At 67.7% G+C, this 11834-nt stretch carries 22 protein-coding genes; all 22 read right to left on the bottom strand.

All coding sequences use genetic code 11. The features are described from left to right. Window positions 1–24 precede the first annotated feature (24 nt). Window positions 25–480, bottom strand: a complete 456-nt coding sequence (rplO, locus tag ACSU6Z_RS17525) for a 50S ribosomal protein L15 (protein WP_358782556.1) — start codon at window positions 478–480, stop codon at window positions 25–27. 2 nt (window positions 481–482) lie between these two features. Continuing rightward, window positions 483–665 carry a 50S ribosomal protein L30 gene (gene rpmD / locus ACSU6Z_RS17520; RefSeq protein WP_004984515.1) on the bottom strand — a complete coding sequence of 61 codons (183 nt, stop codon included), beginning with the start codon at window positions 663–665 and terminating at the stop codon, window positions 483–485. 2 nt (window positions 666–667) lie between these two features. Continuing rightward, the gene (gene rpsE / locus ACSU6Z_RS17515) at window positions 668–1273 is read right to left on the bottom strand and encodes a 30S ribosomal protein S5 (protein WP_003992370.1); all 606 of its coding nucleotides are present in this window, start codon (window positions 1271–1273) and stop codon (window positions 668–670) included. Between the two features lie 41 nt (window positions 1274–1314). Continuing rightward, window positions 1315–1698 carry a 50S ribosomal protein L18 gene (gene rplR / locus ACSU6Z_RS17510; protein WP_029380981.1) on the bottom strand — a complete coding sequence of 128 codons (384 nt, stop codon included), beginning with the start codon at window positions 1696–1698 and terminating at the stop codon, window positions 1315–1317. A 3-nt stretch (window positions 1699–1701) separates the two neighbouring features. Further along, window positions 1702–2241 (bottom strand): 50S ribosomal protein L6, encoded by a 540-nt coding sequence (gene rplF / locus ACSU6Z_RS17505; RefSeq protein ID WP_437046751.1) that lies wholly within the window; start codon window positions 2239–2241, stop codon window positions 1702–1704. Window positions 2242–2262: 21 nt separating this feature from the next. Further along, window positions 2263–2661 (bottom strand): 30S ribosomal protein S8, encoded by a 399-nt coding sequence (gene rpsH, locus ACSU6Z_RS17500; RefSeq protein ID WP_029380979.1) that lies wholly within the window; start codon window positions 2659–2661, stop codon window positions 2263–2265. Window positions 2662–2928: 267 nt separating this feature from the next. Continuing rightward, the gene (locus tag ACSU6Z_RS17495) at window positions 2929–3114 is read right to left on the bottom strand and encodes a type Z 30S ribosomal protein S14 (protein WP_003956452.1); all 186 of its coding nucleotides are present in this window, start codon (window positions 3112–3114) and stop codon (window positions 2929–2931) included. A 5-nt stretch (window positions 3115–3119) separates the two neighbouring features. Further along, entirely contained in the window at window positions 3120–3677 is a 558-nt protein-coding gene (gene rplE / locus ACSU6Z_RS17490) for a 50S ribosomal protein L5 (RefSeq protein ID WP_358782558.1), read from the bottom strand. Then, entirely contained in the window at window positions 3677–4000 is a 324-nt protein-coding gene (gene rplX / locus ACSU6Z_RS17485; RefSeq protein ID WP_029380977.1) for a 50S ribosomal protein L24, read from the bottom strand. Before rplX ends, rplE begins: the two co-directional genes overlap by 1 nt. 2 nt (window positions 4001–4002) lie before the next feature. Further along, on the bottom strand, window positions 4003–4371 hold the full coding sequence (gene rplN, locus ACSU6Z_RS17480) for a 50S ribosomal protein L14 (protein ID WP_003998823.1): 369 nt from the start codon (window positions 4369–4371) through the stop codon (window positions 4003–4005). A 100-nt stretch (window positions 4372–4471) separates the two neighbouring features. Continuing rightward, the gene (gene rpsQ / locus ACSU6Z_RS17475; RefSeq protein ID WP_044383233.1) at window positions 4472–4759 is read right to left on the bottom strand and encodes a 30S ribosomal protein S17; all 288 of its coding nucleotides are present in this window, start codon (window positions 4757–4759) and stop codon (window positions 4472–4474) included. After that, the gene (rpmC, locus tag ACSU6Z_RS17470; RefSeq protein WP_029380976.1) at window positions 4759–4983 is read right to left on the bottom strand and encodes a 50S ribosomal protein L29; all 225 of its coding nucleotides are present in this window, start codon (window positions 4981–4983) and stop codon (window positions 4759–4761) included. Before rpmC ends, rpsQ begins: the two co-directional genes overlap by 1 nt. Beyond that, complete coding sequence (rplP, locus tag ACSU6Z_RS17465; protein WP_029380975.1) at window positions 4983–5402, bottom strand: 50S ribosomal protein L16; 420 nt, start codon at window positions 5400–5402, stop codon at window positions 4983–4985. Before rplP ends, rpmC begins: the two co-directional genes overlap by 1 nt. A gap of 5 nt (window positions 5403–5407) precedes the next feature. Next, entirely contained in the window at window positions 5408–6244 is an 837-nt protein-coding gene (gene rpsC / locus ACSU6Z_RS17460; protein ID WP_190134826.1) for a 30S ribosomal protein S3, read from the bottom strand. Next, a complete protein-coding gene (rplV, locus tag ACSU6Z_RS17455) occupies window positions 6244–6591 on the bottom strand; it encodes a 50S ribosomal protein L22 (RefSeq protein WP_037733110.1) in 348 nt (115 codons plus the stop codon). The genes rpsC and rplV overlap by 1 nt, the downstream gene beginning before the upstream one ends. Before the next feature lie 43 nt (window positions 6592–6634). Then, window positions 6635–6916 (bottom strand): 30S ribosomal protein S19, encoded by a 282-nt coding sequence (gene rpsS, locus ACSU6Z_RS17450; RefSeq protein ID WP_006130777.1) that lies wholly within the window; start codon window positions 6914–6916, stop codon window positions 6635–6637. Window positions 6917–6928: 12 nt separating this feature from the next. Then, on the bottom strand, window positions 6929–7765 hold the full coding sequence (gene rplB / locus ACSU6Z_RS17445; protein WP_029380973.1) for a 50S ribosomal protein L2: 837 nt from the start codon (window positions 7763–7765) through the stop codon (window positions 6929–6931). Window positions 7766–7803: 38 nt separating this feature from the next. Next, window positions 7804–8223, bottom strand: coding sequence for a 50S ribosomal protein L23 (rplW, locus tag ACSU6Z_RS17440; protein WP_029380972.1), 420 nt, complete (start codon window positions 8221–8223; stop codon window positions 7804–7806). Beyond that, window positions 8223–8882, bottom strand: a complete 660-nt coding sequence (gene rplD / locus ACSU6Z_RS17435; RefSeq protein ID WP_437017127.1) for a 50S ribosomal protein L4 — start codon at window positions 8880–8882, stop codon at window positions 8223–8225. The genes rplW and rplD overlap by 1 nt, the downstream gene beginning before the upstream one ends. A gap of 8 nt (window positions 8883–8890) precedes the next feature. After that, the gene (rplC, locus tag ACSU6Z_RS17430) at window positions 8891–9535 is read right to left on the bottom strand and encodes a 50S ribosomal protein L3 (RefSeq protein WP_029380970.1); all 645 of its coding nucleotides are present in this window, start codon (window positions 9533–9535) and stop codon (window positions 8891–8893) included. A gap of 18 nt (window positions 9536–9553) precedes the next feature. Then, a complete protein-coding gene (gene rpsJ, locus ACSU6Z_RS17425) occupies window positions 9554–9862 on the bottom strand; it encodes a 30S ribosomal protein S10 (RefSeq protein WP_003948644.1) in 309 nt (102 codons plus the stop codon). Window positions 9863–10382: 520 nt separating this feature from the next. After that, window positions 10383–11741 (bottom strand): NADP-specific glutamate dehydrogenase, encoded by a 1359-nt coding sequence (gene gdhA / locus ACSU6Z_RS17420; protein ID WP_437046746.1) that lies wholly within the window; start codon window positions 11739–11741, stop codon window positions 10383–10385. Window positions 11742–11834: the final 93 nt, after the last annotated feature.

Here is an 11834-nt window from a genome sequence, read left to right as displayed (position 1 = left end):
AAGTCATCGAGACGCCTGAAGGGTTCAGACGAGCTCGGTGACGCTGCCGCCGGCGGCGGCGATCTTCTCCTTGGCGGAGGCGGAGGCCTTGTCGACCTTCACCGTCAGCGCCACGGAGATCTCGCCCTCGCCGAGGACCTTGACCAGGCTGTTCTTGCGAACGGCGCCCTTGGCCACCAGGTCCTCGACCGTGACCTCGCCACCCTGCGGGTAGAGCGCGGCCAGCTTGTCGAGGTTCACGACCTGGTACTCGGTCTTGAACGGGTTCTTGAAGCCCTTCAGCTTCGGGAGACGCATGTGGAGCGGCATCTGGCCACCCTCGAAGCTCTCCGGAACCTGGTAGCGGGCCTTGGTGCCCTTGGTACCACGACCGGCCGTCTTACCCTTCGACGCCTCACCACGACCGACACGGGTCTTGGCGGTCTTGGCGCCCGGGGCGGGACGGAGGTTGTGGATCTTGAGCGGGTTGTTCTCCGCCATGATCAGTCGACCTCCTCGACCGTCACGAGGTGGCGGACGGTGTGCACCATGCCGCGGAACTCGGGACGGTCCTCCTTGACGACCACGTCGTTGACCTTCTTCAGGCCAAGCGAACGCAGGGTGTCACGGTGGTTCTGCTTGCTGCCGATGTAGGACTTGACCTGCGTGATCTTGAGCTGAGCCATGATTACGCACCCGCCCCGGCACGCGCACGGAGAAGAGCCGCGGGGGCGACGTCCTCGAGCGGCAGACCGCGGCGGGCCGCGATCTCCTCGGGACGCTGCAGGCCCTTCAGGGCCGCCACGGTCGCGTGCACGATGTTGATGGCGTTGTCGGAGCCGAGCGACTTCGACAGCACGTCGTGGATACCGGCGCACTCGAGCACGGCGCGCACCGGACCACCGGCGATCACACCGGTACCCGGGGACGCGGGCTTGAGCAGCACGACGCCGGCAGCCTTCTCACCCTGGATCGGGTGCGGGATGGTGCCCTGGATCCGGGGGACCTTGAAGAAGTGCTTCTTGGCCTCCTCGACACCCTTGGCGATGGCGGCCGGCACCTCCTTGGCCTTGCCGTATCCGACACCCACGGTGCCGTCACCGTCGCCCACCACGACCAGCGCGGTGAAGCTGAAGCGACGACCACCCTTCACAACCTTGGCGACGCGGTTGATCGCGACGACGCGCTCAACGTACGCGGTCTTCTCGGCGGCAGCTGCGCCGCCGTCACGGCCCTTCCGGTCCCGCCGCTCGCCGCCACCGGCACCGCCACCGCGGCGCTGGGGTCCAGCCATTGGAATTACCTCTCTCTGTCTCCGCTAGCTACGGAACCGACTCAGAACTTGAGTCCGGCCTCGCGGGCGGCGTCCGCCAGGGCGGCGATGCGCCCGGCGTACTGGTTACCACCACGGTCGAACACGACGGCCTCGACACCGGCGGCCTTGGCACGCTCGGCGACCAGGGCGCCGACCTGCTTGGCCTGCGCGGACTTGTCGCCCTCGCCACCGCGGATCGAAGCGTCCAGGGTGGACGCCGACGCCAGGGTGTGGCCCTTGAGGTCGTCGATCACCTGCGCCACGATGTGGCGGTTGGAGCGGGTCACGACCAGACGGGGACGCTCGGCGGTACCCGAGACCTTCTTGCGGATCCGGATGTGGCGACGCTTGATAGCGGCACGCTTGTAGGCGTCGCCCTTGAGGATCTTCTGCCCGTATGCCATGGCTTACTTACCCGCCTTTCCGACCTTGCGGCGGATGACTTCGCCCTCGTACTTGACGCCCTTGGCCTTGTACGGGTCGGGCTTGCGCAGCTTGCGGATGTTGGCCGCAACCTCGCCGACCTTCTGCTTGTCGATGCCCTCGACCGAGAAACGGGTCGGGGACTCCACCTTGAAGGTGATGCCCTCGGGGGCCTCGACCAGGATCGGGTGGCTGTAGCCCAGGGAGAACTCCAGGTTGGAGCCCTTCGCCTGGACGCGGTAACCGACACCGCTGATCTCGAGCTTCTTGACGTATCCCTGGGTCACACCGGTGATCATGTTCGCCACCAGCGTGCGGGACAGGCCGTGCAGGGCCTTGCTCTGCCGCTCGTCGTTCGGGCGGGTCACCGCGAGGGTGCCGTCTTCGCCCTTAGCGATCTCGATCGGCGCGGCAACGGTGTGCGAGAGGGTGCCCTTGGGGCCCTTCACGGAAACCGTACGGCCGTCGATGGTGACGTCCACGCCGGCGGGAACCTGGATGGGGAGCTTGCCGATACGCGACATTGGCTTTTCCTCCGTTCCCGACTACCAGACGTAGGCGAGGACTTCCCCACCCACGCCCTTCTTCTGCGCCTGCTTGTCGGTCAGGAGACCGTGGGACGTGGAGATGATCGCCACGCCCAGGCCGCCGAGGACCTTCGGCAGGTTGGTGGACTTCGCGTACACCCGGAGACCGGGCTTGGAGATCCGCTTGATGCCCGCGATGGAGCGCTCACGGTTCGGGCCGAACTTCAGCTCGAGGACGAGGTTCTTGCCGACCTCGGCGTCCTCGACGCGCCAGCCCGTGATGAAGCCCTCCTGCTGGAGGATCTCCGCGATGTGAGACTTGATCTTGGAGTGCGGCATCGACACCGAGTCGTGGTATGCCGAGTTCGCGTTCCGCAGACGCGTCAGCATGTCTGCGATCGGATCAGTCATGGTCATGAATTGGCCTTCGGCCTCTCTCGCCGGGGTTTCCTGGTGCGCCATCCCTCTCCCCGATCCGAGACGGGACGGGTGCGGCGCGGTGGACCTACGGCGTAGTAAGTCGTAAGGGCGGCGGCAGACGCCCAACCCCACAAGCCTAAGGCATGCGGGCTGGGCGTCCTGCCGCCCCGGTTGCTTACCGAGAGCTTCAGGAATCCCGATCCGACCGGTCGCCCCGGGGGACCGCCCGCGAAGAGCGGTGGTCGGGCGACGGGTCGGCGGGGATTACCAGGAGCTCTTGGTCACGCCCGGCAGCTCGCCGCGGTGAGCCATCTCACGAAGGCACACGCGGCACAGGCCGAACTTGCGGTAGACGGAGTGCGGGCGGCCACAGCGCTGGCAGCGGGTGTAGGCACGCACACCGAACTTGGGCTTGCGAGCAGCCTTCGCGATCAGAGCCTTCTTCGCCATCTCGCTCACGCCTCCTTGAACGGGAAGCCGAGGTGACGGAGAAGGGCGCGGCCCTCTTCGTCGTTGGTCGCCGTGGTGACCACGGTGATGTCCATACCCCGGACGCGGTCGATCTTGTCCTGGTCGATCTCGTGGAACATGACCTGCTCCGTGAGACCGAAGGTGTAGTTGCCACGGCCGTCGAACTGCTTGGGGGACAGGCCGCGGAAGTCACGGATGCGCGGGAGCGCCAGCGACAGGGTGCGGTCCAGGAACTCCCACATGCGGTCGCCACGGAGCGTGACGTGGGCGCCGATCGGCTGGCCCTCGCGCAGCTTGAACTGCGCGATGGACTTGCGGGCCTTGGTCACGGCCGGCTTCTGACCGGTGATCGTGGTGAGGTCGCGCACGGCGCCCTCGATCAGCTTGGAGTCGCGGGCGGCGTCGCCCACACCCATGTTGACCACGATCTTGACGAGACCCGGAACCTGCATGACGTTCTCGTACTTGAACTCGTCACGCAGCTTGCCGATGATCTCCTCGCGGTACTTCGTCTTGAGACGCGGAGTCACGGTGGTCGTCATCAGATGTCCTCACCCGTCCGCTTGGCAACGCGGATCTTGTTGCCCTCGTCGTCGAAGCGGTAGCCGACGCGGGTCGGGACCTTCTGGCCGTCCTTCTCCACGACCAGCATGACGTTGCTGACGTGAATGGGGGCCTCGGTGGTCACGATGCCGCCGGCCTGCGAACCGCGGGCGGTCGGCCCGGCCTTCGTGTGCTTCTTGACCCGGTTGACACCCTCGACCAGGACACGGTCCTCGCGGGGGAAGGCCGCGATGACCTTGCCCTGCTTGCCCTTGTCCTTGCCGGTGATGACCTGGACCAGGTCGCCCTTCTTGATCTTCATGCTCACAGCACCTCCGGCGCGAGGGAGATGATCTTCATGAACTTCTTCTCGCGCAGCTCACGGCCGACGGGGCCGAAGATACGGGTGCCGCGAGGGTCGCCGTCGTTCTTCAGAATGACGGCGGCGTTCTCGTCGAAGCGGATGTACGAGCCGTCCGGACGGCGGCGCTCCTTCACGGTGCGAACGATGACCGCCTTGACGACGTCACCCTTCTTCACGTTGCCACCGGGGATCGCGTCCTTGACGGTGGCGACGATGACGTCACCGATACCCGCGTAGCGGCGACCGGAGCCACCGAGCACACGGATGCAAAGGATCTCCTTCGCACCCGTGTTGTCGGCGACACGCAGTCGCGACTCCTGCTGGATCACGTCTATCTCCTGGATGTCTGCCGGTTCCCGGCAGGGGTTCCTTCACGAAACCCCTGCCGAGCCTGGCGGAACGATGCCTAGGGGGTCCCCCTAGGAGGGATTACTTGGCCTTCTCGAGGATCTCGACGACGCGCCAGCGCTTGGTCGCGGACAGCGGCCGGGTCTCCATGAGGAGGACGCGGTCGCCGACACCCGCGGCGTTCTGCTCGTCGTGCGCCTTGAGCTTGTTCGTACGGCGGATGACCTTGCCGTACAGCGCGTGCTTGACGCGGTCCTCGACGGCGACGACGACGGTCTTGTCCATCTTGTCGCTGACGACATAGCCCTCGCGGGTCTTACGGAAGCCGCGCGCTTCGGTCTTCTGCTCAGTCACGTTGTTCTCGCTCATCAGGCGTTCTCCACCTGCTCGATGCCGAGCTCACGCTCACGCATGAGGGTGTAGATCCGGGCGATGTCCTTGCGGACCGCCTTCAGACGGCCGTGGTTCTCGAGCTGACCGGTCGCCGCCTGGAAGCGGAGGTTGAACAGCTCTTCCTTGGCCTCGCGGAGCTTGTTCAGGAGCTCCTCGTTGCCCAGCTCGCGCAGCTCGGACGCCTTGGTACCGGCCGACATCACGCTTCACCTGCCTCGCGCTTGACGATCCGGCACTTCATCGGCAGCTTGTGGGCCGCACGGGTCAGCGCCTCACGGGCGATCTTCTCGTTGGGGTACGACAGCTCGAACATGACGCGTCCGGGCTTGACGTTCGCGACCCACCACTCCGGAGAACCCTTACCGGAACCCATGCGGGTCTCGGCCGGCTTCTTCGTCAGCGGACGGTCCGGGTAGATGTTGATCCAGACCTTGCCGCCACGCTTGATGTGACGGGTCATGGCGATACGAGCCGCCTCGATCTGGCGGTTCGTGACGTAGGCCGGGGTCAGCGCCTGGATGCCGTACTCGCCGAACGCAACCTGCGTGCCACCCTTGGACATGCCGTTGCGCTTGGGGTGGTGCTGCTTGCGGTGCTTGACCCTACGGGGGATCAGCATGGTGGTCAGGCCTCCGTTCCGGTGCTCTCAGCCGGAGCGGCGGCGGCGGGCGCCTCGGCCTTGGGGGCCTCGGCAGCCGGAGCCGACTGCTGCTGCGGCTTGCGACCGCGACCGCCACGCTCGCCACCGCGGCCACCACGGGCCGGGCGGTCGTTGCCACCACGGGCCGGGCGGTTGCCGGCGCGGGCAGCGGCGTTCTCGGCGCGGACCTCGGCGATGTTCTTGACGTCGCCCTTGTAGATCCAGACCTTCACGCCGATGCGGCCGAAGGTCGTCTTGGCCTCGAAGAAGCCGTAGTCCACGTTCGCGCGGAGCGTGTGCAGGGGCACACGGCCCTCGCGGTAGAACTCCGAGCGGGACATCTCGGCGCCGCCGAGGCGGCCACCGCACTGGATCTTGATGCCCTTGGCGCCCGCCTTCATCGCCGACTGCATGCTCTTGCGCATGGCGCGGCGGAAGGAGACGCGGGAGGACAGCTGCTCGGCAACGGCCTGGGCCACGAGCTGAGCGTCGGTCTCGGGGTTCTTGACCTCGAGGATGTTCAGCTGGACCTGCTTGCCCGTGAGCTTCTCGAGGTCGCCGCGGATGCGGTCGGCCTCGGCGCCACGGCGGCCGATGACGATGCCCGGACGCGCGGTGTGGATGTCCACGCGGACGCGGTCACGGGTGCGCTCGATCTCCACCTTGGAGATGCCGGCGCGCTCCATGCCGGACGTCATCATCCGGCGGATGGCGACGTCTTCCTTGACGTAGTCCTTGTAGAGCTTGTCGGCGTACCAGCGCGACTTGAAGTCGGTCGTAACGCCGAGGCGGAACCCGTGCGGGTTTACCTTCTGGCCCATTACCGGGTTCCTTCCTTGCTGCTGACGACCACGGTGATGTGGCTGGTCCGCTTGCGGATCCGGTAGGCGCGGCCCTGGGCGCGCGGACGGAACCGCTTCAGGGTCGGGCCCTCGTCGACGTACGCCTCGGAGACGTACAGGCTGTCGACATCGGTGTGGTCGTAGTTGTGCGCGGCGTTGGCGATGGCGCTGTCCAGCACCTTGCCGACCGGCACGCTCGCGGCCTGCGGGGCGAAACGCAGGACCGCCTGAGCCTCCGTGGCGTCCAGGCCACGGATGAGGTCCACCACACGGCGGGCCTTCATGGGCGTGACGCGGATGTACCGCGCCTGGGCCCTGGCTTCCATGGTTGTCCCTTCAGTGTTTGTCATTGGTCGTTTGCACCCCGCCTTAGCGGCGCTTCGACTTCCGGTCTTCCTTGACGTGGCCCCGGAAGGTGCGGGTCGGCGAGAACTCGCCGAGCTTGTGGCCGACCATCGACTCGGTGACAAACACCGGGATGTGGGTCTTGCCGTTGTGCACCGCGATCGTGTGACCGAGCATGGCCGGGACGATCATCGAGCGGCGGGACCAGGTCTTGATGACGTTCTTGGTGCCGGCTTCGTTCTGGGCGTCCACCTTCTTCATCAGGTGGTCGTCGACGAAGGGCCCCTTCTTCAAGCTACGAGGCATCTCAACCCGTCCTTAGCGCTTCTTGTTCGTCTTGCGGCGGCGGACGATGTACTTGTTCGACGCCTTCTTGGGCGAACGAGTACGGCCTTCCTTCTTGCCCCACGGCGACACCGGGTGGCGGCCACCGGAGGTACGTCCTTCACCACCACCGTGCGGGTGGTCGACCGGGTTCATGACCACACCACGCACGGTCGGGCGGACGCCCAGCCAGCGCTTGCGGCCGGCCTTGCCCCAGTTGATGTTCGACTGCTCGGCGTTGCCGACCTCGCCGACGGTGGCGCGGCAGCGGACGTCGACCAGGCGGATCTCACCGGACGGCATGCGCAGGTGGGCGTAGGCGCCCTCCTTCGCGAGCAGCTGCACGGAGGCGCCGGCGGAGCGGGCGAACTTCGCGCCGCCGCCCGGACGCAGCTCGATGGCGTGCAGCGTGGTACCGACCGGGATGTTGCGCAGGGCAAGGTTGTTGCCCGGCTTGATGTCGGCCCCGGGACCGTTCTCGATGCGGTCGCCCTGCTGCAGGCCGCGCGGCGCGAGGATGTAGCGCTTCTCGCCGTCGGCGTAGTGCAGCAGCGCGATGCGCGCGGTGCGGTTGGGGTCGTACTCGATGTGCGCGACCTTCGCCGGCACGCCGTCCTTGTCGTGACGACGGAAGTCGATCACGCGGTAGGCGCGCTTGTGTCCGCCACCCTGGTGGCGCACGGTCACACGACCGGCGTTGTTACGGCCGCCCTTGCTGTGCAGCGGGCGGACCAGCGACTTCTCCGGCGTGGACCGCGTGACCTCGACGAAGTCGGCGACGCTGGCGCCACGACGGCCAGGAGTCGTCGGCTTGTACTTGCGGATACCCATTTCTCAGTCCTCGTCCGATATCGGACGATCCTGACCGCTTACGCGGTCGGACCGCCGAAGATGTCGATACGGTCGCCCTCGGCGAGGGTCACGATCGCGCGCTTGGTGGCGGCACGCTGGCCGAAGCCCGTGCGAGTCCGCTTGCGCTTGCCGACGCGGTTGATCGTGTTGACCCCGGTGACCTTGACCGAGAAGACCGACTGGACGGCCTCCTTGATCTGGGTCTTGTTGGCTCGCGGGTCGACGAGGAACGTGTACTTGTTCTCGTCGATGAGCGCGTAGCTCTTCTCGGACACGACCGGCTTGAGCAGGACGTCACGGGGGTCCGTGTAGGCCTTGCTCGCCGGGGTGACGACGGTGTTCTTGCCCTCGGTGGCGTGGCGACGCGCCTTCTTGACGCGTGCCTCCTTGGCGGCCTTGGCGGCCTTCGAGGCGATGGAGGGGTGACGGGTAGCCATCAGGCCTCGCTCCCTTCGGTGTCGTTGGCCGTGTTCGGGCCGGCGACGAAGGACTCGAAAGCGGCCTTGGTGAAGACCACGTCGTCCGAGACGAGAACGTCGTACGTGTTCAGCTGGCCCGGCTCCAGGATGTGGACCTGGGGCAGGTTGCGGGCGGACAGCCACGCGGCCTCGTCGGAGCGGTCGACGACCAGGAGCAGGTTCTTGCGCTCGCTGATCTTGCCGAACAGGCTCTTGGCGGCCTTCGTGGAGGGGGTCTCGCCCTCGACCACGCCGGTGACGACGTGGATGCGGTTGTGGCGGGCCCGGTCGGTGAGGGCGTGGCGCAGGGCCGCGGCCTTCATCTTCTTCGGGGTCCGCTGCGAGTAGTCGCGCGGCACGGGACCGTGCACGACGCCACCACCGGCGAACTGCGGCGCGCGGGTCGAGCCCTGACGGGCGCGGCCGGTGCCCTTCTGGCGGTACGGCTTCTTGCCGCCACCGCGGACTTCACCGCGGGTCTTGGTCTTGTGCGTGCCCTGACGGGCAGCGGCCAGCTGCGCGACGACGACCTGGTGGATCAGCGGGACGCTGACCTTCTCGACGCCGAAGATCTCCGCGGGGAGCTCGACGGACCCGGCCTTCTCGCCCGCCGGCGAAAGGATGTCAACAGTGCTCATCGGTTACCTCAGGCCCCCTTGGCCGCGGTGCGGACCAGGACGAGGCCGCCGTTCGGACCGGGAACCGCGCCCTTGATGAGCAGCAGACCCTTCTCCGCGTCAACGGCGTGGACGGTCAGGTTCTGGGTGGTGACCCGCTCGTTGCCCATGCGACCCGCCATGCGGAGGCCCTTGAACACGCGGCCCGGGGTGGCGCAGCCACCGATGGAACCGGGCGAGCGGTGCTTGCGCTGGGTGCCGTGCCCGGCGCCGAGGCCACGGAAGTTGTGGCGCTTCATGACACCGGCGAAGCCCTTGCCCTTGCTCTTGCCGGTCACGTCGACCTTCACGCCGGCCTCGAACACCTCGGCGGTGATCTCCTGGCCCAGCGTGTACTCGGAGGCGTCCGACGTGCGGATCTCGACGAGGTGACGACGGGGGGTGACGTCGGCCTTGGCGAAGTGGCCCTTGAGGGGCTTGTTCACCTTGCGCGGGTCGATCTCGCCGAAGGCGATCTGGACGGACTCGTAGCCGTCGACGTCGTTGGTACGGACCTGGGTGACGACGTTGGGTCCGGCCTTGACGACGGTGACCGGGACGACACGGTTGTTCTCGTCCCACACCTGCGTCATGCCGAGCTTCTCGCCCAGGATGCCCTTGATCTGCTTAGCCATCTCTTCAGATCACCGGCCTCAGAGCTTGATCTCGATGTCGACGCCGGCCGGGAGGTCGAGTCGCATCAGAGAGTCAACGGTCTTGGGGGTCGGGTCGAGGATGTCGATCAGGCGCTTGTGCGTGCGCATCTCGAAGTGCTCGCGCGAGTCCTTGTACTTGTGCGGCGACTTGATGACGCAGTACACGTTCTTCTCAGTGGGCAGCGGCACCGGGCCCGCGACCGACGCACCCGTGCGGGTCACCGTCTCGACGATCTTCTTCGCCGAAGAGTCGATGACCTCGTGGTCGTAGGCCTTGAGCCGGATGCGGATCTTCTGTCCCGCCATGGCTACTTCGTAGTCCTGTCTCTTCTCACGCTCTGGAACCCGGAGTCTTCTGCCCGTCTCCTCCGACCCACGCGGTCGGGCGTGTCGCACTCCCGCTGACACAGATGTCCCTTGTTCGAACATCCCCGCGGGATTGCGCACGGCCCTTCCGGTACCGCGAGCCGGGGGCGAGAGGCCCACCGGGTGCCTGGTCGGTGCCGCGCCCACGCTTCCCGGAAGATTCCCGTACTTCCAACCCTCACGGGGTTGACGAGTACCGTGGGACTCGCTTCCGGTCCTCCCGGCGGGAGGCGCGCAGCATCAACACTCGACCGAGCAACTCGGACAGTCTGCCATACGGGGCAGGGACGACGCCAATCGAGCGGAAGAGATTACCCCGGAGGTGACGCGGGTCAAACCGGAGGCCGTTTCCCGGCGGGTCCGCGTGGCGCGCCCGGGTCCGGAGCGGTCCCGGGGCCGGACGCGGCGGGGCGTGCGGCGGACCCGCGCCGGGCCGTGCCGCCCGGCGCGGGTCCGTCCGTCAGATGACGCCCTGGGCGAGCATGGCGTCGGCGACGCGCTCGAAGCCGGCGATGTTCGCGCCGGTCACGTAGTCGCCGGGGGCGCCGTAGCGCTCGGCGGTCTCGTGGCAGGTGGTGTGGATGTCGTCCATGATGCGCGCCAGCTCCTCCTCGACGCGGGCCGGCGGCCACGGCGTGCGGGCGTGGTTCTGCGCCATCTCCAGCGCGCTGACCGCGACGCCGCCCGCGTTGGCGGCCTTGCCGGGACCGAACGCGACCCCGGCCCGCTGGAACAGGTGCACGGCCTCGGGCGTGGTGGGCATGTTCGCGCCCTCGGAGACCGCCTTCACGCCGTTGCGGACGAGCGTGGCCGCGTCCTTCTCGTCCAGCTCGTTCTGCGTGGCGGAGGGCAGGGCGACGTCGGCCGGCACCTCCCACACCCGGCCGCCGGGCACGAACCGCGCCGAGGCCCCGCGCCGCTGCGCGTACGTGTCGATCCGCCCGCGCTCGACCTCCTTGACCTGCTTGAGCAGTTCCAGGTCGATGCCCTTGTCGTCGACCACGTACCCGGTGGAGTCGGAGCAGGTCAGGGGGTGGGCGCCCAGGGCGAGCAGCTTCTCGACGGTGTAGATCGCGACGTTGCCGGAACCGGAGACGACGGCGGTCTGCCCCGCCAGGTCCTCGCCGCGCTCGCGCAGCATCGCCGCCGCGAAGAGCACGTTCCCGTAGCCGGTCGCCTCGGGCCGGATCGCCGAGCCGCCCCAGCCGGGTCCCTTGCCGGTGAGCACACCGGCCTCCCAGCGGTTGGTGATCCGCCGGTACTGCCCGAACAGGTAGCCGATCTCGCGCCCGCCGACGCCGATGTCCCCGGCCGGTACGTCGGTGTGCTCGCCGATGTGCCGGTACAGCTCCGTCATGAAGGACTGGCAGAACCGCATGACCTCCGCGTCGCTGCGCCCGTGCGGGTCGAAGTCGCTGCCGCCCTTGCCCCCGCCTATGCCGAGTCCGGTCAGTGCGTTCTTGAAGACCTGCTCGAAGCCGAGGAACTTGATGATCCCGAGGTTGACGGAGGGGTGGAAGCGCAGGCCGCCCTTGTAGGGGCCCAGGGCGCTGTTGAACTCCACCCGGAAGCCGCGGTTGACGTGCACCCGTCCCTGGTCGTCCTGCCACGGCACCCGGAAGATGATCTGCCGCTCGGGCTCGCACAGCCGCTCGACGAGCCCCGGCTCCGCGTACTCCGGGCGCGCCGCGAGCACCGGCGCGAGCGTGTCCAGTACTTCGTGCACCGCCTGGTGGAACTCCGGCTGGGCCGGGTTGCGCCGCTCGATCTCGGTCCGCAGGGCGTCGAGCCGGGCCTGGGTCTCGGGTCGGGTCGTCACGGGGCCCCCTTCGGGCAGGTCTGACACCGGTACGGAACCGGTGTGAGCCGATCGGCGCTCGGCGCCGTTGCCGCGCGCGGGACTCCTCAGTGT

The sequence above is a fragment of the Streptomyces sp. enrichment culture genome, assembly GCF_964273145.1.
Classification (GTDB): Bacteria; Actinomycetota; Actinomycetes; order Streptomycetales; family Streptomycetaceae; genus Streptomyces.
Note: the sequence above shows the minus strand (reverse complement) of the source record. Positions and strands in the feature narration are given on the sequence as shown.

What these genes read in the sequence shown, in the direction of transcription:
- rplO (WP_358782556.1), bottom strand. Translation starts at nt 480, where the DNA reads ATGGCGGAGAACAACCCGCTCAAGATCCACAACCTCCGTCCCGCCCCG.
- rpmD (WP_004984515.1), bottom strand. Translation starts at nt 665, where the DNA reads ATGGCTCAGCTCAAGATCACGCAGGTCAAGTCCTACATCGGCAGCAAG.
- rpsE (WP_003992370.1), bottom strand. Translation starts at nt 1,273, where the DNA reads ATGGCTGGACCCCAGCGCCGCGGTGGCGGTGCCGGTGGCGGCGAGCGG.
- rplR (WP_029380981.1), bottom strand. Translation starts at nt 1,698, where the DNA reads ATGGCATACGGGCAGAAGATCCTCAAGGGCGACGCCTACAAGCGTGCC.
- rplF (WP_437046751.1), bottom strand. Translation starts at nt 2,241, where the DNA reads ATGTCGCGTATCGGCAAGCTCCCCATCCAGGTTCCCGCCGGCGTGGAC.
- rpsH (WP_029380979.1), bottom strand. Translation starts at nt 2,661, where the DNA reads ATGACCATGACTGATCCGATCGCAGACATGCTGACGCGTCTGCGGAAC.
- ACSU6Z_RS17495 (WP_003956452.1), bottom strand. Translation starts at nt 3,114, where the DNA reads ATGGCGAAGAAGGCTCTGATCGCGAAGGCTGCTCGCAAGCCCAAGTTC.
- rplE (WP_358782558.1), bottom strand. Translation starts at nt 3,677, where the DNA reads ATGACGACCACCGTGACTCCGCGTCTCAAGACGAAGTACCGCGAGGAG.
- rplX (WP_029380977.1), bottom strand. Translation starts at nt 4,000, where the DNA reads ATGAAGATCAAGAAGGGCGACCTGGTCCAGGTCATCACCGGCAAGGAC.
- rpsQ (WP_044383233.1), bottom strand. Translation starts at nt 4,759, where the DNA reads ATGAGCGAGAACAACGTGACTGAGCAGAAGACCGAAGCGCGCGGCTTC.
- rpmC (WP_029380976.1), bottom strand. Translation starts at nt 4,983, where the DNA reads ATGTCGGCCGGTACCAAGGCGTCCGAGCTGCGCGAGCTGGGCAACGAG.
- rplP (WP_029380975.1), bottom strand. Translation starts at nt 5,402, where the DNA reads ATGCTGATCCCCCGTAGGGTCAAGCACCGCAAGCAGCACCACCCCAAG.
- rpsC (WP_190134826.1), bottom strand. Translation starts at nt 6,244, where the DNA reads ATGGGCCAGAAGGTAAACCCGCACGGGTTCCGCCTCGGCGTTACGACC.
- rplV (WP_037733110.1), bottom strand. Translation starts at nt 6,591, where the DNA reads ATGGAAGCCAGGGCCCAGGCGCGGTACATCCGCGTCACGCCCATGAAG.
- rpsS (WP_006130777.1), bottom strand. Translation starts at nt 6,916, where the DNA reads ATGCCTCGTAGCTTGAAGAAGGGGCCCTTCGTCGACGACCACCTGATG.
- rplB (WP_029380973.1), bottom strand. Translation starts at nt 7,765, where the DNA reads ATGGGTATCCGCAAGTACAAGCCGACGACTCCTGGCCGTCGTGGCGCC.
- rplW (WP_029380972.1), bottom strand. Translation starts at nt 8,223, where the DNA reads ATGGCTACCCGTCACCCCTCCATCGCCTCGAAGGCCGCCAAGGCCGCC.
- rplD (WP_437017127.1), bottom strand. Translation starts at nt 8,882, where the DNA reads ATGAGCACTGTTGACATCCTTTCGCCGGCGGGCGAGAAGGCCGGGTCC.
- rplC (WP_029380970.1), bottom strand. Translation starts at nt 9,535, where the DNA reads ATGGCTAAGCAGATCAAGGGCATCCTGGGCGAGAAGCTCGGCATGACG.
- rpsJ (WP_003948644.1), bottom strand. Translation starts at nt 9,862, where the DNA reads ATGGCGGGACAGAAGATCCGCATCCGGCTCAAGGCCTACGACCACGAG.